This is a genomic window from Streptomyces sp. NPDC032721 (genome assembly GCF_055579625.1).
In genome coordinates, this window is sequence record NZ_JBVIMX010000001.1 from 742,918 (window position 1) to 762,017 (window position 19,100).

At 72.4% G+C, this 19,100-nt stretch carries 19 protein-coding genes; 9 read left to right on the forward strand and 10 right to left on the reverse strand.

The features are described 5' to 3' along the window. Positions 1 to 40: 40 nt before the first annotated feature. The 4 genes from ACZ5PB_RS03130 to ACZ5PB_RS03145 all read left to right on the forward strand — a co-directional run bounded on the left by ACZ5PB_RS03130 (position 41) and on the right by ACZ5PB_RS03145 (position 4,219). The gene (locus tag ACZ5PB_RS03130) at positions 41 to 970 is read left to right on the forward strand and encodes a branched-chain amino acid ABC transporter permease (protein ID WP_468687253.1); all 930 of its coding nucleotides are present in this window, start codon (positions 41 to 43) and stop codon (positions 968 to 970) included. 5 nt (positions 971 to 975) lie between these two features. Then, entirely contained in the window at positions 976 to 2,670 is a 1,695-nt protein-coding gene (locus ACZ5PB_RS03135) for a branched-chain amino acid ABC transporter permease (protein WP_468687255.1), read from the forward strand. Between the two features lie 89 nt (positions 2,671 to 2,759). Then, positions 2,760 to 3,506: an ABC transporter ATP-binding protein gene (locus tag ACZ5PB_RS03140; protein WP_468688259.1), complete on the forward strand. Its 747-nt coding sequence runs from the start codon at positions 2,760 to 2,762 to the stop codon at positions 3,504 to 3,506. Beyond that, on the forward strand, positions 3,503 to 4,219 hold the full coding sequence (locus tag ACZ5PB_RS03145) for an ABC transporter ATP-binding protein (RefSeq protein WP_468687256.1): 717 nt from the start codon (positions 3,503 to 3,505) through the stop codon (positions 4,217 to 4,219). The genes ACZ5PB_RS03140 and ACZ5PB_RS03145 overlap by 4 nt, the downstream gene beginning before the upstream one ends. On the opposite strand, the gene ACZ5PB_RS03150 is transcribed toward ACZ5PB_RS03145, so the two are convergent. Beyond that, positions 4,201 to 5,607 carry an AlkA N-terminal domain-containing protein gene (locus tag ACZ5PB_RS03150; RefSeq protein ID WP_468687258.1) on the reverse strand — a complete coding sequence of 469 codons (1,407 nt, stop codon included), beginning with the start codon at positions 5,605 to 5,607 and terminating at the stop codon, positions 4,201 to 4,203. The genes ACZ5PB_RS03145 and ACZ5PB_RS03150 overlap by 19 nt on opposite strands. After that, complete coding sequence (locus ACZ5PB_RS03155) at positions 5,604 to 6,452, reverse strand: TioE family transcriptional regulator (protein WP_468687259.1); 849 nt, start codon at positions 6,450 to 6,452, stop codon at positions 5,604 to 5,606. The genes ACZ5PB_RS03150 and ACZ5PB_RS03155 overlap by 4 nt, the downstream gene beginning before the upstream one ends. Positions 6,453 to 6,510: 58 nt before the next feature. Between ACZ5PB_RS03155 and ACZ5PB_RS03160 the strand changes: the two genes are divergently transcribed. Beyond that, complete coding sequence (locus tag ACZ5PB_RS03160) at positions 6,511 to 7,749, forward strand: erythromycin esterase family protein (protein WP_468687261.1); 1,239 nt, start codon at positions 6,511 to 6,513, stop codon at positions 7,747 to 7,749. Positions 7,750 to 7,764: 15 nt separating this feature from the next. Here the strand turns inward: ACZ5PB_RS03160 and rsgA are convergent, their stop codons facing one another. Both rsgA and ACZ5PB_RS03170 read right to left on the reverse strand, forming a co-directional pair. Continuing rightward, positions 7,765 to 8,847: a ribosome small subunit-dependent GTPase A gene (gene rsgA / locus ACZ5PB_RS03165; RefSeq protein WP_468687263.1), complete on the reverse strand. Its 1,083-nt coding sequence runs from the start codon at positions 8,845 to 8,847 to the stop codon at positions 7,765 to 7,767. A 287-nt stretch (positions 8,848 to 9,134) separates the two neighbouring features. Beyond that, positions 9,135 to 9,740 carry a TetR/AcrR family transcriptional regulator gene (locus tag ACZ5PB_RS03170; RefSeq protein WP_468687265.1) on the reverse strand — a complete coding sequence of 202 codons (606 nt, stop codon included), beginning with the start codon at positions 9,738 to 9,740 and terminating at the stop codon, positions 9,135 to 9,137. A 100-nt stretch (positions 9,741 to 9,840) separates the two neighbouring features. Here ACZ5PB_RS03170 and ACZ5PB_RS03175 point away from each other — a divergent pair, with 100 nt between their 5' ends. Beyond that, positions 9,841 to 10,269 carry a DUF4345 domain-containing protein gene (locus ACZ5PB_RS03175; RefSeq protein ID WP_468687268.1) on the forward strand — a complete coding sequence of 143 codons (429 nt, stop codon included), beginning with the start codon at positions 9,841 to 9,843 and terminating at the stop codon, positions 10,267 to 10,269. Here the strand turns inward: ACZ5PB_RS03175 and ACZ5PB_RS03180 are convergent. After that, entirely contained in the window at positions 10,259 to 10,816 is a 558-nt protein-coding gene (locus tag ACZ5PB_RS03180) for a CGNR zinc finger domain-containing protein (protein ID WP_468687271.1), read from the reverse strand. The two genes, ACZ5PB_RS03175 and ACZ5PB_RS03180, sit on opposite strands and share 11 nt — an antisense overlap. A 56-nt stretch (positions 10,817 to 10,872) precedes the next feature. Here ACZ5PB_RS03180 and ACZ5PB_RS03185 point away from each other — a divergent pair, with 56 nt between their 5' ends. Then, positions 10,873 to 12,102, forward strand: coding sequence for an MFS transporter (locus ACZ5PB_RS03185; RefSeq protein WP_468687272.1), 1,230 nt, complete (start codon positions 10,873 to 10,875; stop codon positions 12,100 to 12,102). An 8-nt stretch (positions 12,103 to 12,110) separates the two neighbouring features. Then, the gene (locus tag ACZ5PB_RS03190) at positions 12,111 to 12,650 is read left to right on the forward strand and encodes a DM13 domain-containing protein (protein WP_468687274.1); all 540 of its coding nucleotides are present in this window, start codon (positions 12,111 to 12,113) and stop codon (positions 12,648 to 12,650) included. Between the two features lie 15 nt (positions 12,651 to 12,665). On the opposite strand, the gene ACZ5PB_RS03195 is transcribed toward ACZ5PB_RS03190, so the two are convergent. The 3 genes from ACZ5PB_RS03195 to ACZ5PB_RS03205 all read right to left on the reverse strand — a co-directional run bounded on the left by ACZ5PB_RS03195 (position 12,666) and on the right by ACZ5PB_RS03205 (position 16,063). Next, positions 12,666 to 13,412 carry a hypothetical protein gene (locus tag ACZ5PB_RS03195; protein ID WP_468687276.1) on the reverse strand — a complete coding sequence of 249 codons (747 nt, stop codon included), beginning with the start codon at positions 13,410 to 13,412 and terminating at the stop codon, positions 12,666 to 12,668. 487 nt (positions 13,413 to 13,899) lie between these two features. Continuing rightward, positions 13,900 to 15,117, reverse strand: a complete 1,218-nt coding sequence (gene dhbC, locus ACZ5PB_RS03200) for an isochorismate synthase DhbC (protein WP_468687277.1) — start codon at positions 15,115 to 15,117, stop codon at positions 13,900 to 13,902. Positions 15,118 to 15,232: 115 nt separating this feature from the next. Beyond that, positions 15,233 to 16,063, reverse strand: a complete 831-nt coding sequence (locus tag ACZ5PB_RS03205) for a 2,3-dihydro-2,3-dihydroxybenzoate dehydrogenase (RefSeq protein WP_468687279.1) — start codon at positions 16,061 to 16,063, stop codon at positions 15,233 to 15,235. Between the two features lie 165 nt (positions 16,064 to 16,228). On the opposite strand from ACZ5PB_RS03205, the gene ACZ5PB_RS03210 reads away from it, so the two are divergent. Beyond that, positions 16,229 to 16,891, forward strand: coding sequence for a phosphotransferase family protein (locus tag ACZ5PB_RS03210; RefSeq protein WP_468687281.1), 663 nt, complete (start codon positions 16,229 to 16,231; stop codon positions 16,889 to 16,891). Positions 16,892 to 16,926: 35 nt separating this feature from the next. Here the strand turns inward: ACZ5PB_RS03210 and ACZ5PB_RS03215 are convergent, their stop codons facing one another. Together ACZ5PB_RS03215 and ACZ5PB_RS03220 are read right to left on the reverse strand one after the other, a co-directional pair. Then, on the reverse strand, positions 16,927 to 17,922 hold the full coding sequence (locus ACZ5PB_RS03215) for an NAD-dependent epimerase/dehydratase family protein (RefSeq protein ID WP_468687282.1): 996 nt from the start codon (positions 17,920 to 17,922) through the stop codon (positions 16,927 to 16,929). An 8-nt stretch (positions 17,923 to 17,930) separates the two neighbouring features. Beyond that, a complete protein-coding gene (locus ACZ5PB_RS03220; RefSeq protein WP_468688261.1) occupies positions 17,931 to 19,058 on the reverse strand; it encodes a sensor histidine kinase in 1,128 nt (375 codons plus the stop codon). Between the last annotated feature and the right edge of the window lie 42 nt (positions 19,059 to 19,100).

Sequence of the window (19,100 nt, forward strand, 5' to 3'; positions counted from 1 at the left end):
CCCTCCCTTCCCCGTTCACTTCTCCCACGGAGGCGTTGCAGTGCACGAACTGCCGCAAACGCTGGCCAACGGCCTCATGCTCGGCTCGATGTACGGGCTGATCGCCATCGGATACACGATGGTCTACGGCATCGTCCAGCTCATCAACTTCGCCCACGGCGAGGTCTTCATGACCGGGGGCTTCGGCGCCCTGACCGCGTTCCTGATGCTGCCGAGCGGTGTGTCGTTGTGGCTGGCGCTGCCGGTGATGCTGCTCGCCGCCGTCCTGGTGTCGACGTCGGTGGCGGTCCTCGCGGAGCGGCTGGCCTACCGGCCGCTGCGCGGGTCGTCCCGGCTGGCGCCGCTGATCACCGCGATCGGTCTTTCGATCGCCATCCAGCAGATGGTGTGGGCCTGGTACCCGGACGCCAAGCAGGCCCGTACTTTCCCGCATCTGCCGGGCGGGCCCTACGAGTGGGGGCCGGTGACCGTGCAGACCGGGGACATCTTCCTGGTGGTGGCCGCCGTCGGGTCGATGCTGGCGCTGATGTGGTTCGTCCGCAGGACCCGTACGGGACGGGCCATGCAGGCCACCGCGCAGGATCCGGACACCTCGCGGCTGATGGGCATCAACACGGACCGCATCATCGTCACCGCGTTCGCCATCGGGGCGGCGTTCGCCGCGCTGGCGGCGGTGGCGCACGGGCTGCGGTACGGGCAGGTGGACTTCCGGATGGGGTTCATCACCGGGCTGAAGGCGTTCACGGCGGCGGTGCTCGGCGGCATCGGCTCCATCCAGGGCGCGATGCTGGGCGGTCTGGCGCTGGGGCTGGCGGAGGCGCTGGCTTCCGGTTACGTGCAGCACCTGCCGGGGCTTGAGCTGTTCGGCGGTGGCGCGTGGGCGAACGTCTGGGCGTTCGTGCTGCTCATCGTGGTGCTGCTGATCAGGCCGCAGGGGCTGTTCAGCCGGCTGACCGCGGACAGGGCGTGAGGGGGATGAGTTCCTTGTCGAAGACGGGTTCCGTGTCGGATTCGATGCCGAATGCGGCCACCCTGCCGGTGTCCCTGCCGCTGGGCCGGGCCCTCACCGGGCTCGGGGGCGTGCTGAGCGCCGGTTCCGCTTTCGTGGCGTGGACCTGGACGACGGAGTTCCCCGGCGATCTGACGGTGACCGGCTGGCCGGGCGGGCTCCAGGTGCTCACGCTGGTGTCCGGGCTGCTGACCGTGCTTGCCACGCTGGGTGCGTACGGCGTACGGGGCTTGCGGTGGACGGTGCCCGCAGGGGCGACGACGGCGCTGCGGCTGTACGCGCTGGGCGGGCTCGCGGTCACCTGGTTCGCGGTCGCGGCCATCTCGTGGACACTGGGCGGCGCGGTCAACGTGGTGGCGGGCGGCTGGTTCGCGGCGGTCGCCGCCGCGGTGCCGGTGCTGGGCGCCTTCCTGCTGCCGCAGGACTCCCGGGAGGCGGCGAAGGCACGCCAACTGCCCGCCTGGGCCGAGCTGTTGCTGATCGCGGCGGCGGCCGGTGCGGGACTGCTGGTCTTCACGTACGGGATCGGCACGGAGTACGGCGAGCTGTTCGCCGGGTTCCTGATCACCGCCGGGTTCACGGCGGCGGCACTCGCCAAGTCGGGGGTGCTCGGCCGGCTGACCGCGCTGACCGCCCGGCACCGTACCGCTGCCGCCGGGGCGACGCTGGCCGCGGCCGTGGCGTTCCCGTTCACCGGGTCCGACGAGTCGTACATGTCGGTGGGCGTGAACATCCTGATCTTCGCGACGGTGGCACTCGGCCTGAACGTCGTCGTCGGTCTCGCCGGGCTGCTCGACCTCGGTTACGTGGCCTTTCTCGGTGTCGGCGCGTACACGGCGGCCCTGGTGTCCGGGGCCTCCGCGTCCGCACTCGGGTTCCAACTCCCCTTCTGGGCAGCGGTTTTGGCGGGCGGCCTGATGTCCATGCTCTTCGGTCTGGTCATCGGTGCCCCGACGCTGCGGGTGCGCGGCGACTACCTGGCGATCGTCACGCTGGGCTTCGGCGAGATCTTCCGCATCGCCGTGAACAACCTCGACGGGGTCTCGGGCCCGAACATCACCGGCGGCCCCGGCGGCATCCCCAACATCCCCGACCTCGCCCTTTTCGGCTTCGACTTCGGCGCCGCCCATGTGATCGCCGGGGTCGAACTCGGCCGCTTCGCCAACTACTTCCTGCTGATGCTGCTCGTCACCGCCGTCGTGGTGGTCGTCTTCGGACGGGTCGGGGAGTCCCGCACCGGGCGGGCCTGGGTGGCGATCCGCGAGGACGAGACGGCGGCGACCGCGATGGGCATCAACAGCTTCAAGCTGAAGCTGATCGCGTTCGCGCTGGGCGCCGCACTGGCGGGCGTCGCGGGCACCGTACAGGCGCACGTGTCGTACGCGGTGGTGCCCGACCCGTACCAGTTCGCGGGCGCGGTGCCGCCCAACTCGGCCTTCCTCCTTGCGGCGGTGGTCCTCGGCGGTACGGGCACGGTGGCGGGTCCGCTGATCGGGGCGGCGCTGCTGTACCTGATCCCGATGAAGCTCCAGTTCATGCAGGACTACCAGCTGATGGCGTTCGGCATCGCGCTGGTCCTGCTGATGCGGTTCCGCCCCGACGGTCTGGTCAAGGACCGCAGGCAGCGCATGACCCACGACGCGGCAGGAGCCCCGGCATGAGCCCCACGGACGAGACGGATGAGACGGCTGTGACGGCCGAGACGGCTGTGCCGGTTGAGACGTACGTGCTGGACGCGACCGGGGTGACCATGCGCTTCGGCGGGCTGACCGCGGTGCGCGGGGTGGACCTGCGGGTCGGTCCCGGCGAGATCGTCGGCCTGATCGGGCCGAACGGCGCGGGCAAGACCACCTTCTTCAACTGCCTGACCGGGCTGTACGTCCCCACCGAGGGCACGGTCCGCTACCGGGGCACGGTCCTGCCGCCCAAGCCGCACCTGGTGACGAAGGCGGGCATCGCCCGCACCTTCCAGAACATCCGGCTCTTCGCCAACATGACCGTCCTGGAGAACGTCCTCGTCGGCCGCCACACCCGCACCAAGGAGGGCCTCTTCTCCGCCCTCCTGCGCGGACCCGGCTTCCGTCGGGCGGAGGAGTCCTCGCGCGAACGCGCCATGGAACTCCTGGAGTTCACCGGCCTCGCGAACAAAGCGAACCACCTCTCCCGCAACCTCCCCTACGGAGAACAGCGCAAGCTGGAGATCGCCCGCGCACTCGCCAGCGATCCGGGACTGCTCCTGCTCGACGAGCCGACCGCCGGAATGAACCCCCAGGAGACGCGCGCCACCGAGGAGCTGGTGTTCGCGATCCGCGACCGGGGCGTCGCCGTCCTGGTCATCGAGCACGACATGCGGTTCATCTTCAACCTCTGCGACCGGGTCGCCTGCCTCGTCCGGGGCGAGAAGCTGGTCGAGGGCTCGGCCGATGTCGTACGGGGCGACGAACGCGTCGTCGCCGCCTATCTGGGCACCACGGACAGCGAAGGAGCCGCCGCGTGAGCGCACTTCTGGAGGTCAAGGACCTACGGGTCTCGTACGGCAGGATCGAAGCGGTGAAGGGGATCTCGTTCCGGGTGGACGAGGGCCAGGTGGTCACCCTGATCGGCACCAACGGCGCGGGCAAGACGACGACCCTGCGCACGCTGTCCGGGCTGCTGAGACCCACCGGCGGCAAGGTCGTCTTCGACGGGAAGCCGCTTTCGGGAGTGCCCGCCCACCGTGTCGTCGCCCTGGGCCTCGCCCACTCCCCCGAGGGCCGGCACATCTTCCCGCGCCTCACCATCGCCGAGAACCTCCAGCTCGGCGCGTTCCTCCGCACCGACAAGGCGGCCATCGCCAAGGACGTCCGGCGCGCCTACGACCTCTTCCCCATCCTGGGCGAACGGCGGAAGCAGGCGGCGGGCACCCTGTCCGGCGGGGAGCAGCAAATGCTCGCCATGGGGCGGGCGTTGATGTCACGGCCCAAACTGCTGATGCTCGACGAGCCCTCCATGGGCCTCTCCCCGATCATGATGAAGAAGATCATGGAGACCATCGCCGAGCTCCGTTCGTCGGGCACGACGATCCTCCTCGTCGAGCAGAACGCGCAGGCGGCGCTCTCCCTCGCCGACCAGGGCCACGTCATGGAGATCGGCCGGGTCGTGCTCTCCGGGACGGGCGAGCACCTCCTGCACGACGAGTCCGTCCGCAAGGCCTATCTGGGCGAGGACTGACTCAGCTCGGCGGTGCTCAGGTGCCCGGTGGCGTACGAGCGCCACGGCCGCCACCGTGCGTCGTCCGCCCCGCCGGGCAGGGCCACGTCCGGGTCGCCGAGCGCGCGCATCCGGATGAGGGCGACGGCGTGCGCGTCCACCCCGGGCACGGCGGCCAGCGCCCGCGCGGCCTCCTCGCGGTCGGTCCCCGCGTCGAGGCGTACGGTGCTGTCGGCGAGCGCGGCGGCCAGCGGCCCGGCCGCCGGGTCGCCGGTGAGGGCGCCGGGCAGCGGGAAGAGCCGGTCCAGCGTGCCGCACGGCTGGGGCAGCTCCTCCCCGTACGCCTCGACGAGCGCGGCAGCCCGGTCCCGGCCGACGACGGTGCGTACCGCCAGCTCGTCGGGGTCGGCGGCGCCGGGCGAACGAAGCCCGGGGCTGGTCTCGACGCGCGCAGCGAGCCGCGGGTCGGCGCCGAGCAGTTCGTCGACGGCGTACGGGTCGGCGTCCAGGTCGAAGAGGCGGCGCAGCCGCTGGACGGCGGTGGTCAGGTCCCGCAGGTCGCTGAGGCTGATCCGGGCCTCCAGCCAGCCGGGGTGCGGCGCCTCGTCGACGGAGGCGACGCCGCTGCCGTACGGGAGGCGGAGGGTGCGCCGGTAGGTGCGGGTGCCCGGCTCGCCGAGGATCTCCTCGATCCGGGGCACGGCGTCGCGGGCGAGCAGGTCGAAGACCTGGCGGGCGGCGTACGGGCCCCGGTAGGCGAGGCGGAGCGGGACTCCGGCGGCGGGGCGGCCGGTGCTGCCGTCGGCGCCCGGGGCCGCATCGGCCTTGCAGCCCTTGGGCAGGCCGGTCGCGTTCTCGGCGCGGAGCTCGCTGGGGGTACGGGCGTAGATCTGCCGCACCGTGTCGTTGAACTGCCGCACGCTCGCGAAGCCGGAGGCGAAGGCGATCTCGGTGATGGGCAGCCGGGTGGTCTGGAGCAACACCCGTGCGGTGTGAGCGCGTTGGGCGCGCGCGAGGGCGACGGGGCCCGCGCCCAGTTCCCCGGTCAGCTGGCGCTGCACCTGCCGGGCGCTGTAGCCGAGCCGTCCCGCCAGTCCGGGGACGCCCTCGCGGTCGACGACGCCGTCCCCGATCAGCCGGACTGCCCGGCCGACGACATCGGCGCGCACGTTCCACTCGGCCGAGCCGGGAACGGCGTCCGGACGGCAGCGGCGGCAGGCGCGGAACCCGTTGCCCTGGGCGGCGGCGGCCGTGGGGAAGAACCGTACGTTCGCGCGCTTCGGCGTGACCGCCGGGCAGCTGGGGCGGCAGTAGATGCCGGTGCTGGTCACGGCGAAGAAGAACACTCCGTCGAAACGGGCGTCGCGGCTGCTCACAGCCTGGTAGCGGGTGTCCTCCGATGCACTCATGCCCCCAGTGTGCGCCCGCTCCCGGCGCCGGGCTCGCGGGATTCGGACATCGAGGCAGGCCGTCGCCCGGGACGGTCCTGGTCGCGTGCGCGGCGGCGGAGGTACTCCTCCAGCTCGGCGGCCCCGGCCAGCATCGCCCGGCCGCGCGACGCCAGCCGCTTGTGCCAGTCGCCGAGCGCGGCCTCCAGGGGCTCCGGTCCGCCCGCCGCGCGCACCTGGGCGATCAGCGGGGCGATACGGTCCAACCCGTAGCCGCCGCGCCTGAGTTGGTGGGCCATCCTGGCGTCGCGTACATCGGCAGCCTCGTACACCCGGTAGCCGGTCACCGGGTCGCGGCGCGGGTTCACCAGCCCGGCACGCTCCCATTTGCGCAGCGTCGCGGGGCGGATCCCGAGCTGGGCGGCGAGGGGTCCGACGAAGGTGCCGCCGGGGGCCGGTGCGGAGGCGGGTGCGGAAGCGGGCGCGGTGGCCGTCGCCGTCGTCGGCCCCAGGTCGCGCAGGGCGTCCTCCACGGCCCGGAGGGTCCGGCGGTCGTCGAGGAGCTGGGCGTGGCTCTCGTCGATGAGGCGGAAGGCTTCCTCGCCTGCTTCCTCGGCCGGGCCCTCGTTCACCGCCCGCATGATCGCCGTGGCCTGCTGGTGGCCGTGGCCGGGCGCCAGCGCGAGGAACGCGCGCAGGGCCGCCGCGTGCAGCGGGGTGTAGGTGCGGTATCCGCTGGGCGTGCGGTCGGCGGCCGGGAGGATGCCGGCGGCCTCGTAGTTGCGGATCGCCTGGGTGGACAGGCCGTGCCCGCGCGCCAGATCGACCGGCCTGAGCCGACCACCGGTTTTAAGGTTCTGCGCCATTTTACTGACCCCGCCGCGGGAAAGTTTCCACCGAGGGTTCAACGATAGCGTGGAAGGCATGACGCCCGACATCAAGGACACCTGCCACCCCGTCGATGCCTCCGCCGTCCTGGGCCTGCTCGCCACCAGGCCGAGGGTGCTCGCCCTGGGCGAGCCCACCCATGGCGAGGACTCCCTCCTCGAACTGCGCAACGGCCTCTTCCGGCAGCTCGTCGCGGAGGAGGGCTACCGGACGATCGCCATCGAGAGCGACTGCCTGCGCGCCCTGGCCGTGGACGACTACGTGACAAAGGGCGCGGGCACCCTCGACGACGCCATGGCGCACGGCTTCAGCCACGGATACGGCGAGTCCGCCGCCAACCGCGAGCTGGTGCGCTGGATGCGCACCTTCAACGAGGGCAGGCCCGCCACCGACCACGTCCACTTCGCCGGTTTCGACGGCCCCCTGGAGATCGCCGCCGCCGAGAGCCCCCGCCGGTCCCTCACCGCACTCCACACGTACCTCGCCGCCCACCTGCCCGCCGACCTGCTCCCCTGCACCGCCGGGACGCTCGACCGCCTGCTCGGCGACGACGACCGGTGGACGAACCCCGCCGCGATGATGGACCCGGCCGAGTCCGTGGGCAGCGCGGACGAGGTCGGGGAGCTGCGGCTGCTCGCCGACGACCTGGTGGCACTCCTCGACACGCAGACACCGCACCTGCTCGCCGCGACGTCGCGTGCGGACCTGGACCTGACCGACCTGGACCGGGCACAGCTCCACGGCCGCACCGCGACCGGTCTGCTGCGCTACCACTTCTCCATGGCCGACACCTCACCTGCCCGGATGTCCCGGCTGTGCGCCCAGCGGGACCTGATGATGGCCCGGAACCTCCTCGCCCTCGCCGACCGGCGCCCACTGCTCGCGCACGCCCAGAACGCCCACTTCCAGCGGGTGAAGAGCTCGATGGGGATGTGGCAGGGCCCGGTGGAGTGGTGGAGCGCGGGCGCCCTGGTGAGTGCGCGGCTGGGTGCGGAGTACGCCTTCCTGGCCACGGCGCTGGGCACGATCCGGCACCGGGGAGTGGACACCCCGGAGCCGGACACGATCGAGGGCCTCCTGTACGCCCTGCCGGAGGACCGCTGCGTCGTCGACCCCCGTCTGCTGGCCGCCGCCCTGGGCGACACGCGTCCGGCCCACCGCGTGTCGCCCTGGTTCGGCTACGCCCCGTTCGACCCGGACCACCTGACGAGCGTGGACGGGCTGGTGTTCCTCAAGGACTCGCCGCCCGACCAGCCGACGTCCGGGGCACCCTGACGGCTACCTGGCGGCCTACCGGATCCGGCCGCCGCGCTTGGCCGCGTGGTTGGCGCGGCCCTCCGCCGACTTCTGCTTCCAGTCCCGGCGCATCTCGCCGCGCAGCCGGGCGTCCGTCTTGGCGACGATGCGCTCGTTCTCGCGGATCAGCTTGCGCCAGCTCTCCAGCCGGCGGTCGGGCAGTGTGCCGTCCTCGACGGCGGCGATCACGGCACAGCCGGGTTCGGAGACATGGCCGCAGTCGTGGAAGCGGCACTGCCGCGCCAGTTCCCCGATCTCGGAGAAGACCTGGGAGACCCCGGTTTCGGAGTCCCACAGCCCGACCCCGCGCAGCCCGGGGGTGTCGATGAGCACGCCCCCGCCCGGCAGGACGAGCAGGTTGCGGGTGGTGGTGGTGTGACGGCCCTTGCCGTCGACGTCCCGGATGGCCTGTACCTCCATGGCCTCGGCCCCGTGCAGGGCGTTGGCCAGGGTGGACTTGCCCGCTCCTGACGTGCCCAGCAGCACGCTCGTACCGCTGGAGACGACGGCGGACAGGACGTCGATGCCGTCGCCGGTCAGAGAGCTGACCGGAATGACCTGGACACCGGGCGCGGTGGTCTCGACGTCCTCGACGAGGTACGAGAGTCCGGTGGCGTCCGGCACCACGTCGGCCTTGGTCAGGACGACGAGCGGGGTCGCACCGGACTCCCAGGCCAGGGCCAGGAAGCGTTCGATGCGGCCGAGGTCCAGTTCGCCGGTGAGCGGGACCGCGATGATCGCGTGGTCGACGTTGGCGGCGAGGATCTGCCCCTCGGACCGCTTGGAGGAAGTGGAACGCACGAAGGCGGTCCGGCGCGGCAGCAGCGTCCGGATCAGCTGCGGGTCACCGGCGGGCTCGATGGCGGCCCAGTCGCCGGTGCAGATGACGCGCAGCGGGTCGTGCGGGGTGACCAGGGCGGTGTCGGCGCGGACCGTTCCGTCCGCGGTGATGACGTCGGCCTGGCCGCGGTCGACCCGGAGCACCCGGCAGGGCAGCAGACCCTGCTCGGCGTACGGGGCGAACTCGGCCTCCCAGCCCGCGTCCCACCCGTAAGGGGCAAGCGGGTGCGAGGGCATGGCGGAAGCCTGGTGGAGCGAAGTCTGGTGGAGCGTGGAGAAAGACAAGGGGTGACCCTTCACGAACAGGGTGGCCCCGGCAACGCGCCTCAAGGCGCGGAAAGAGGAGTGGTCAGCCGGTGGCCACGGAGGTGGTGATGACGAGCTTCCGAGTGCGCACGGCACCCATGGTGATGACACCCATCGGTCACACCTCCTGCCTTGATCGGGCCGACACCGGCGGCCGTTTGCGGCGGCTGCCGGAGGAACGGTCCACACGATAAACCGGCCCTCCCGGATCGCGCCAGCTATTTTTTCTCCTCCCGCCCCTCCTCGCCGAGCAGCGGCCCGAGCGCACCGCGCAGTGCGCCGATGGCCACGTCGCGCAGCTCGGTGCGGGTGCAGGTCTCGTCGGCCAGCCAGTCCACGACCAGCACCTGGACGAAGACGAGCCAGCTCTTGATCACCTGGGAGAGCGCCGCCCGCGCCCCGGGTTCGGTGACGGCGAGGGAGTCGAGCAGCCGCTCGCGCAGGGCGTCGAGCTCGCCCGCGATCACGGTCTGGACGAGCCGGTCACCGGCCAGGGTGCGGTTGGCCGCGATGACGGTGTTCCGGTTCTCGGCGAAGAACGCGAAGTGGGCGTCGAGCCCCTCGACGAGCTGCTCCTCCAGGGTGTCGGCGGGGTCGAACCGCGACTGGGCGAGCAGCCGGTCAGCGACCTGCTGGTAGATCGCCACGAACAGGTCGCGCTTACTGGCGAAGTGCCGGTAGAGCAGCGCGCGGGACACCCCGGCGGCGTCGGCGACCTCCTCCATCAGCACCTCGTCGTAGGGCCTGGCCGCGAAGAGTCCGGCGCCGACGGCGAGGAGTTGGGCGCGGCGGTCGGCGGGGGCGAGTCGTCTGCGAGGAGGCACCCGCCCACCTTACTTGACACATGTCTACTTACCTCGGCTAGCTTGGTAGACGCATGTCAACTAACTACCAACCAGGCTTACGGAAAAGGGTGGTTGAGCCGTGGCAAGAACTCTCAAGGTGCTCGCGCAGGTGATGGGGTACGCCTGTGTGGCGATCGGCCTGCTGCACGTGGTGGGCGGCAACGCCGTCATCCCGGGGGCGGAGTCGGCGGGCGCCACGATCGACAGCCTGGGCCGCTTCTTCGGCGCGGTCTTCGCCGGTTACGGACTGGCCTGGCTGTGGGCGGCCCGCCAGGCCCCGATCCCCGCGACGACGGTGCGCCGGCTGGCGGGGATCTTCCTGCTGGGCGCGGCGGGACGGCTGGTGTCGCTCGTGGCGGAGGGCCGGCCGCACTCGTTCCAGATCGTGCTGCTGGTCATCGAACTGGTCATGCCGCCGGTGTACTTGTGGCTGGCGGACGCGGACGAGAAAAGGGCCGCGGGCGGCGCTACGGAGAGGGCGGGACAGACCACTCCGGTCACCCGGTGACGGCGCGATTCGCCGCCTGGGCCCTACGGTGTGCCGCCACCCGCTCCCTGGTCGCGCAGCGCCGCGAGCAGTAGCGGCGCTCGGGTCCCGCACCGTGGGCCAGGTAGACGTGCGGACACCCGTCGGCGGCACAGAGCCCGCCGGGCGCCGCCCCCCGGTCCCACAGCAGCACCGCCAGTGCCAGACAGGAGGAGGCCAGGAACCACTCCCCCCACGGGGCTTCGTCGTCACTGTCGAGGTGGGGGTGCCAGGCGGTGGTGCCGGAGTGGTCGGTGAGGCGCAGATGCCCGTGTGTACGGCGCAGGAGGCCGTTCAGCCGGGCAGCCGCCCCGCCGGTGTCCCGGGCGGCGAAGACGTCGCGCAACAGGACTGCTGCGGCCCGCAGTTCGGCGAGGTCGGCGGACCCGATCCCGAGCGGCTCGGCCTCCCCGTACTCGACGAGCACCGCACGAACGGCCGCAAGCGCGTCATCCTCCCCGCGCTCTTCACAGAGGACGTTGACCAGTGCCACGGTCCGCCTGGCGGTCTCCATCGTCATCGACAGCATGCGGAGAATGTAACGCAACTAGCAACTAATTGCGTTACACCTCTACCGTTCCAGCCATGCCTCAGCGAACCTCCTCACCCCGTCGGAACCGGTGGCGGTACGTCGCCGGTGCGACCGCTGCCCGTACCGGGGACGAGATGTCGGGACCGGCGCTGCTCCTGCTCGCCCTGACGGTCACCGGTTCGGCGGCGAACGCGTCGTCCCTGCTGGCGGCGGTGACCGTGGCGGCCGCGCTGGGCGGCCCGCTGTTCGGGGTCCTCCTGGACCGGACCCGCCGCCCGGGCGGACTGCTCGCCGGGGCGCTGGCCCTGTACGCGGCCGCGCTGCTGGTGATCCTGCTGACGCTGGGACGCGTCCCGGTCGGGGTGGTGCTGGTGGTGGCGGTCGGCGCGGGACTGCTGGGCCCGGCGCTGTCCGGCGGCTGGACGTCGCAACTCCCGCACGTCGTACGGGAGGAGGAGCTGCCGAGGGCAAACGCCTGGGACGCCCAGACCTTCAGCGCGGCAAGCCTCGCGGGCCCCGCGCTGGCGGGCACGGTCGCGGCATGGGCGGGGGCGTCGGCGGCGGTGGCGGTGTCGGTCGCACTGATAGTGGCGGCGGTCCCGGCGGCCTGGGCCCTCCCCCGTACGACACAGGCCAATGCACTCCCGGCAACCCTCCTCACAGACCTCACGGACGGCTTCCGCGCAGTCGTACGCAACCGCCCGATCGCCGGTGCCACCGCGCTGACCACTCTCTCGTGCGCGGGCGAGGGCATCTACGTCGCGGTGACGCCACTGCTGGGAGCGGCCGCACTGGGCAGCCCGGAACACGGCGCGCTCCTGCTCTCGGGTACGGCGCTGGGCGCGCTGGCCGCCAACGCCGCGCTGACCCGCCTCCCCCGCGCGGCACAGCACCCGACCGCGGTCCTCACACTGAGCACTATCCTCCTGGCCACTTCTCACCTGCTGTCGGCAACTCTCCGACCGCTACCGGTGGTTGTCTCCGCACTCCTGGCGGGCATGGCTGCGGGGCCACAGCTCACGGCGCTGTTCGCGGTACGCCACCGCTTCGCACCGCCGCACCTGCGGGCCCGGATCTTCACCACGGGCGCCAGCCTCAAGATCACCGGCTTCGCCCTGGGAGCGGCGGCAGCGGGCCCGCTGGCCGCCCGCTCCGTACCGGCGGCACTGCTGACGGCGGCGGGACTCCAGCTGGTGGCGGGCCTGAGCGGCCGACTCGGGCGGGACGGCGTCAGACTTTCGTCACCTGTCGATCATGACCACGGACCCGCTGCGCGCAGTTGAATGAAGTCATGAACAAGCGAGGATTCTTCAGCCGCCCGCTGGTGCGCGGGATACTGGTGGTCGCCGTGCTGGCGACGGGGTTCGGGGCGTACTGGTTCCAGCCGTGGAAGCTCTTCACGGACACGACGGTGCGGGACGCGGCCCCCATGGCAGCCCCGACGAAATCCGCGGACGCCACGGAGGCCGAAATCGGCCCGGCCGCCCTCTCGTCCGGCACCCTGATCAGCCACGAGCATGCGACCAGCGGCACGGTCAAGGTGCTGCGTCTGCCCGACGGCAGCCGGACGTTGCGCATCGAGAACCTGGACACCAGCGACGGTCCGGACCTGCGAGTGGTCCTGAGCGACGCCAAGGTGGTGCCGGGGAAGGCGGGCTGGCACGTCTTCGACGACGGCAAGCACACCACCCTGGCGAAGCTCAAGGGCAACAAGGGCGACCAGAACTACGCCCTGCCCGCCGACCTGGACCTGACCGGGTACCGCAGTGTCAGCATCTGGTGCGACCGCTTCGACGTGTCGTTCGGGGCGGCCGAACTGGCGGCGACGTAGCGCGCTTTGAGGTGGTCACAGATGCCGGGTGATGACCTGGGCGATCGTGTCCAGGGCCGTGTGGAGCTCCAGGTGGTCGTGGGGCTCCAGGACGGTGTCGAGGAGGGGGCTGTCGGAGGTCAGGGTGGCCAGCCCGGTGTTCTCGTCGCTGCCGAGGTGCACGGTCAGGGTCTCGCCCGACTGGAGGCTGAGGGTGACGGTCGCACCGCTGGGCAGCGGCTGGAGTACGGAGATCTCGGCGTCGGTCCGCCGGGTCTGGGCGGCGAGGCGGCGCGGGGTGCTTCGGGAGGCCCGGTAGATGTGCGAGTGGTGCTGGGCGATCTGGAGCCGGTCGGAGAGCTCTTCGGCGGTCTCCTCCCGTTCGGCGTCCGGGAGTTCGTCGAGGAGGAGGGCGGCGATGGAGCGGTACGCGATGGCGAGCTGCCAGGTGACGGTGGTGAGGGGGCCGGGGTCGTGGGTGTCGTGGACCAGCGGCCCGAACGCCTCCTCGGCCTGACGGGCGACGGGCTCGACCACTTCGGCGGTGACCCGCTCGGGGCGGGGCGCGGGGGCGGCGTCGGGGTCGCGCCAGTCGATGCTGTGGGCGGTGAGGGCGGCGTAGACGGTGTCCCGGTCCGTGGAGGCGACCGAGGCGAGTTCGGTGGCGTTGCGGGTGCCGGTGAGCCAGGCGGTGGCGAGGAGGTCGGGGCGGTTGTCGTCGGTGCTCTGGCTGAGCGCGGCGAGGGCGTTCAGCCGGGCTGAATCCATGTCGGATGCGTTCATACCGGTCACCGTAGGACGGATGCCACGAAGGGAACGTCAGGAGTGACGGCACCGCGCCGGGGCGACCCCTGTGTGGCGGGTGGGGGTGGAGTGGGGGGCCATGGCGGAGGTGGGACGGGAGCGGGGGCCGAGCGGGGTCGGGGGGCCGCCCCCCTTGCCCACCCGTCCCGCCCCCGGGGGGCGGCCCCGGTGCCCAAGGGAGGCGGGGGCAACGCCGCCGAGGCGGGCGGCGGGGAGGCGCCCCTTTAGGGGCGCGGGGAACTGCGCGAGCAACCACCCACCGGCCCGCGCGTGCAAACCCCTGGCCCCGCGGCCAGCGGTCTAGGGAAGGGGCGGGGAGGGGCATCCAGCCCGCCGCAGGCGCGACACCCTTGGACAGCCTGGGCCGCACGCCCGGACGGAACAGGTGTGACGCCGCTCGACCGCAGGCCGAGGAAGGGGGGCGTCCTCCATGCGCCCCCGCCAGGGAGTGGCCCCCCGTCACCTCCTACTGTTCCGCCCCCACCGCATGCAAGAACGTCCTGAACTTCGCCCCCGTCTCCGCCGTCTCCGCCTCCGGATCAGAAGCGGCCACCACCCCCGCCCCCGCGTACAGCCGCAGCGTCCGCTCCTCCGCCTCCGCGCAGCGGATCGTCACGACCCACTCCCCGTCGCCGTCGGCGTTGCCCCAGCCGACCATCCCGGTGAAGAAGCCCCGGTCGAACGGTTCGGTCTCCGCTATCACTTGGCGTGCCGTCAGCGTCGGCGTGCCGCACACGGCCGGCGTCGGGTGGAGCGCCGAGGCGAGCTCCAGCGCGGAGACGGTGCTTCCCTCGGGGAGGGTGCCGGTGACCGTGGTGGACAGGTGCCACATGGTGGCGGTCCTGATCAGCGTCGGCTTGGCCGGCACGTCGAGCGTGTCGCAGAACGGTGCCATCGCCCCGTGCACGGCGTCCACCACCACCGCGTGCTCGTGCAGATCCTTGGCCGAGGTCAGCAGCGCGGCCGCACGCCGCACGTCCTCCGCGAGGTCCTCGCTGCGCGGCGTGGACCCGGCCAGCGGGTTGGCCACGACCTTGTTGCCGCGCCGGGAGAGCAGCAGCTCGGGGCTGGCGCCGATCAGCGTCCGCCCGGGCCCGGTCGGCAGCGCGAACGTGTACCCGGACGAGTCCCGCCGGGCCAGCCGCTGCAGCATCACCGGCAGGTCCAGCGGCGCGTCGGCGGTGAGCTCAAGGGTGCGTGCCAGGACGACCTTGCTGAACTCCCCGCGCCACATCCGGTCCACCACCGCCGCGACCCCGGCCCCGTACATCTCCGGCGAGGGCACCGGCCGTACCTTCCACTCGGTCGCGGCCGGCAGGTCGGCGGGCAGCGCGATCAGCGGGTCGGTGGCGAGCGGCGGCGCGTCCTGCACGAACTCCGGTACGGCCAGGGCGGCGGGCGCGCTCTGGTCGAACGGCACCGCGCCCATGACCACCGGCTGCGGCTGCCCGTCGCGCCGCGCGGCGGCCAGCGTCTCGGCGACACGCTGCGCCAACGGCGCGTCCCCGTGCGGGACTTCACGCGCGGGGCCGTCGGCGAGCAGGGTGCGGCTGGGGGTGGCGAGGAAGCGGGCGCCGCAGGTGTAGGCGTCCAGCAGTCCGGTGGCCGCGCCAACGGCGGGATGCGCCGCGTCGCCGGACGGGCGGCGATGCGTGGCGGTGGCGACTTCGGGTGCCGTCGACACGGTGTCCACGGTGTCTCCAATGCTCGTGAGGATGTGGGGGCGGAGCGAGAGAGGTACAGGGAGTTGCAGGGAGGTACGGAGAGGTACGGAGAGGTACGACGTCCGCACGGGCGACTCAGCGAAGCGTCGCGCCGCCGTCGACGTAGATGTCCTGCATGGTGATGTGCCGCGCCCGGTCGGACGCGAGGAAGAGCACGGCGTCGGCGATGTCCGACGGCTGGGCGATCCGGCCGAGCGGTATACCGGTCCGGTAGGAGGCCAGGTCGCCCTCTATGACGCCCTGTTCGGCGTCGGGTTTGCCGTCCCACAAGCCGCGCTGCATGGGGGTGTCGGTGGATCCCGGCGCGACCACGTTGCAGCGGACCCCGCTGCGGGCGACCTCCAGACCGAGGCATTTGGTGAACATGGCCGCCGCCGCCTTGGAGGCGGCGTACGCGGCCATGCCGGTGCGCGGGATCCCGGCCGCGTTGGAGGCGACGGTGACGATGCAGCCCTTGCGGCGCTCCGTCATCCGGGCGGCGACGGCCCGGGAGGTGTGGAAGACACCGGTGGTGTTGACGGCGAAGGTGTCGGCCCAGTCCCGGTCGGTGAGCTCGGTGGCCGGTGCGGTACGGAGGATTCCGGCGACGTTCACCAGGAGGTCCAGCGGACCGAGTTCGGCCTCGACGCGGGCCACGGTGTCGTTCACGGCCCCGCCGTCGGTGACATCGAGGGGATACACCACCACTTTCCCCGCCTCGTCCCCCTTTGTCAGGGTTTCGGCGAGCGCGATGATGCCTTCCGGCGCCCGGTCGGTGGCGGCGACGGTCGCACCCCGTGCCACCAGCGCCCGTACGACTGCCTCACCGATGCCCTGTCCGGCGCCGGTGACGAGTGCGACCCGGCCGGCGAACTCGCCCGGCGCGGACGACTGATGCGGCAGCTGTGCCGGTATGTGCTCGGGCATGAAAGGGCCTCCCTCGACTTCCTTAGGTGAGCCTAACCTAACGTATGACGAAGATCGAGAGGGCCCCTGTTCTTGCGAGGAGTGCACGGATGTTCCAGTATTGCCACCCCCGTGGGCGTCAACCTCCCGCCGTAGCACCAACGACGGGCACACACACGGCGGTTCATGGGCAAAGCTGACCCCATGGAGATGCTGCCGCACGGATATACCAACCACACCACCCACCACGCGGGGGTGGTCACCAAGACCTATCGGGGCCGCGACGCGCAACGCAGGATGGAGCGGGAGGCCGCCGCCCTGGGCGGTCTGGAGACGATGGGGGCCGCGCTGCCCGTGCCCCAGCTGATCGGCTGCACCGGCGAGAGCCTGAGCATGACGTTCCTGGCGGGGGTGCACGGCCAGGACCTGATCGAGGCCGGCCGGGCGGAGGAGGTGCTGCACGCCTGCGGTACGGCACTGCGCACCGTGCACTCCGTCGACGCCTCCGACGTCTTCCAGCGGGCCAGACCGGGTACCGCACTCGTGCACGGCGACTTCGGGCCGAACAACGTCCTGCTGACCGGGGACGGTTCACGGGTGACGGCACTGCTCGACTGGGAGTGGGCGCACGCGGGCGACCCCGTCGAGGACCTGGCGTGGTGCGAGTGGATCGTCCGCACCCACCATCCCGAGGCCGTCGGCGCGCTGGAGGAGTTCTTCTCCGCCTACGGGTACCGGCCCGACTGGGCGCAGCGGCACCACTCGATGACCGAGCGGTGCCGCGAACTCGTCGACTTCCAGCCGCACCGGGTGGGCCTGCTCATCGCCACCGAGGGCTGGCAGGAGTGACCGGCGCCCCAGCCACTCCCCCCTCCCGCCTCCCGTCAGCCGCCCAGCGCGGAAAGCACCTTCGCCTCGGTCGCCGGGTCGAGTCCCACCACCGGCCGGTCGGGGCGCTGCGGAGCGACCCCGCCCAGCGTCCCCAGCCACGCCCAGGTGTCCGCGACCGTCTCCCCGACCGGGCGGCAACTGAGCCCCGTCGCAAGGGCCTTGGCGACCCCGGTACCGTGAGCGGCGTCGTGTCCCTCGCCCGGCGGAAGCCACACCGGCAGGTCCATCCAGGGCTCGATGCCGTACGAAAGGATCAACTCCGGCTCCGCCCAACGGAGTTCGGCGGTGCTTGACCCCGTCACCCGTACGCAGGAATCCAGCAGCTCCCCCATGGTGGTGTGCCCCGCCGGGGAGACCAGGTTGTACGGTCCCGAGAGTCCCGACCGGGCCGCGTCCAGCATCCAGACGGCCAGGTCGCGGGCGTCGATGTACTGGAGGGGCAGGTCGCGCGGTCCGGGAGCGAGGACCGGGCCGCCCCGGGCGACGCGGTTCAGCCACCAGGGGAGACGGCCGATGTTCTCGCCGGGGCCCAGGATCAGGCCCGCCCGCGCGAACACCGTACGGTCCTCGCCGAACGCCCCGGCGGCGGCGAGCTCGCCGCCCCGCTTCATGTGCAGGTATCCCTCGTCGCCCGGCTCGACCAGCGCGGCGCTCTCGTCGTGCCCGGCCGGCAGGGGGTCGGCGTACACGGAGACGGTCGACACGTACACGTACCGCCCGGCGTGCGGCGCCAGCAGCTCAGCGGCGTCCCGCACCGCACCCGGTACGCCCGACCAGGTGTCGAGTACGACGTCCCAGCGCGCTCCGTCCCGTACGGCGTCGGCGAGCGCGGACAGGTCGCCGAGCCGGTCGCCGTGCAGGGCGTGCACGCCGGGCGGCGGGGCGTGGTTGCCGCGATGGAAGACGGTGACGTCCCAGCCCCTGGCGAGGGCGTCCTCGGTCACCGCCCGGCCGACGAACTCGGTCCCGCCGAGTATGAGTAGCTTCATGATCGCCATCATGCCCGAGCGGACGGCGCGAGCGGGAGGGTCACCTCGAACCGGCAGCCGCCCGGCACGTTGCGGACCCCCGCCCGCCCCGCGTGTGCCTCGACGATGCCGCGCACGATGGCCAGTCCGAGTCCCGCCCCTGCGGGCGGGGTCCGGGCCTCGGTGCCGCGCCAGCCGGTGTCGAAGACCCGGGGAAGTTCGGCCTCCGGGATGCCGCCGCAGCCGTCGGTGACGGAGAGCAGGACGGTCCCGGGGTCGGGTCCCGGCTCGGCGGCGAGTGCGACGGTGCCGTCGGCGGGGGTGCGGCGGATGGCGTTGACGAGGAGGTTGGCGAGCACCCGGGACATCTCGCGGCCGTCGACCTCGACGGGCAGGGAGTCGACCCGTCCTGGCACCAGCCGGACACCGTGCTCACGGGCGAGCGGGTCCGCGCCCGCGAGCGCGTCGCCCACCAGGTCGTACAGGGAGAGCCTGGTGGGGACGAGGGTGAGCGAACCGGCATGTATCCGGGACAGCTCGAAGAGGTCGCCGACCATGGTGTTGAGCCGGTCGACCTCGGTACGGATCTGCCGGTGGTAGCGGCCCGGATCCTCCGCCACGCCGTCCTCCAGCGCCTCGGCCATGGCACAGAGCCCGGCGAGCGGAGTGCGCAGGTCGTGCGAGATCCACGCGACCAGCTCGCGCCGCGAGGTCTCCAGCGCGCGCTCCCGCTCCCGCGAGGCGGACAGCTTCGCACTCGTGGCGGCCAACTCCTCAGCCAGCTCGGTGAGTTCAGCGGTGGCGGTGCCGCCGGGCGCGGCGAAGTCGCCCCCTTCGCCGAAGGACCGGGCGGCATGGGTCAGGGCCCTGCTCCGGGCCACGACCCACCGCCCGAGGAGGGCCGCAGTGGCGAGGGAGACGACGGCGGCCATGGCGATGACGGTGGTGACGACGGCGAGGTCGTGCGCGTTGATGAGCATCGCCCAGGACACGGAGAGCGTCCCGGCGAGCATGGCCGCCACGGTCACCGCCACGACGACGGTCAGCGAAACGGCCACCGACCGCCGCCGCAGCAACCGCAGAGCGAGCGCACCGCCGAGCCCGGCGACGGCGGCCCCGAGGGCGGCGAACAGCGCGATGAGGGCGATATCCCCCATCCCACCCATGTTGTCGACCATGCCGCCCGCGGCGAGCAGCCG

Coding starts and splice junctions, on each gene's coding strand:
- ACZ5PB_RS03135 (WP_468687255.1), top strand. CDS start 976: ATGAGTTCCTTGTCGAAGACGGGTTCCGTGTCGGATTCGATGCCGAAT.
- ACZ5PB_RS03140 (WP_468688259.1), top strand. CDS start 2,760: ATGCGCTTCGGCGGGCTGACCGCGGTGCGCGGGGTGGACCTGCGGGTC.
- ACZ5PB_RS03150 (WP_468687258.1), bottom strand. CDS start 5,607: ATGAGTGCATCGGAGGACACCCGCTACCAGGCTGTGAGCAGCCGCGAC.
- ACZ5PB_RS03155 (WP_468687259.1), bottom strand. CDS start 6,452: ATGGCGCAGAACCTTAAAACCGGTGGTCGGCTCAGGCCGGTCGATCTG.
- ACZ5PB_RS03160 (WP_468687261.1), top strand. CDS start 6,511: ATGACGCCCGACATCAAGGACACCTGCCACCCCGTCGATGCCTCCGCC.
- rsgA (WP_468687263.1), bottom strand. CDS start 8,847: ATGCCCTCGCACCCGCTTGCCCCTTACGGGTGGGACGCGGGCTGGGAG.
- ACZ5PB_RS03180 (WP_468687271.1), bottom strand. CDS start 10,816: ATGCTGTCGATGACGATGGAGACCGCCAGGCGGACCGTGGCACTGGTC.
- ACZ5PB_RS03185 (WP_468687272.1), top strand. CDS start 10,873: ATGCCTCAGCGAACCTCCTCACCCCGTCGGAACCGGTGGCGGTACGTC.
- ACZ5PB_RS03190 (WP_468687274.1), top strand. CDS start 12,111: ATGAACAAGCGAGGATTCTTCAGCCGCCCGCTGGTGCGCGGGATACTG.
- ACZ5PB_RS03195 (WP_468687276.1), bottom strand. CDS start 13,412: ATGAACGCATCCGACATGGATTCAGCCCGGCTGAACGCCCTCGCCGCG.
- ACZ5PB_RS03205 (WP_468687279.1), bottom strand. CDS start 16,063: ATGCCCGAGCACATACCGGCACAGCTGCCGCATCAGTCGTCCGCGCCG.
- ACZ5PB_RS03210 (WP_468687281.1), top strand. CDS start 16,229: ATGGGCAAAGCTGACCCCATGGAGATGCTGCCGCACGGATATACCAAC.
- ACZ5PB_RS03215 (WP_468687282.1), bottom strand. CDS start 17,922: ATGAAGCTACTCATACTCGGCGGGACCGAGTTCGTCGGCCGGGCGGTG.
- ACZ5PB_RS03220 (WP_468688261.1), bottom strand. CDS start 19,058: ATGGGGGATATCGCCCTCATCGCGCTGTTCGCCGCCCTCGGGGCCGCC.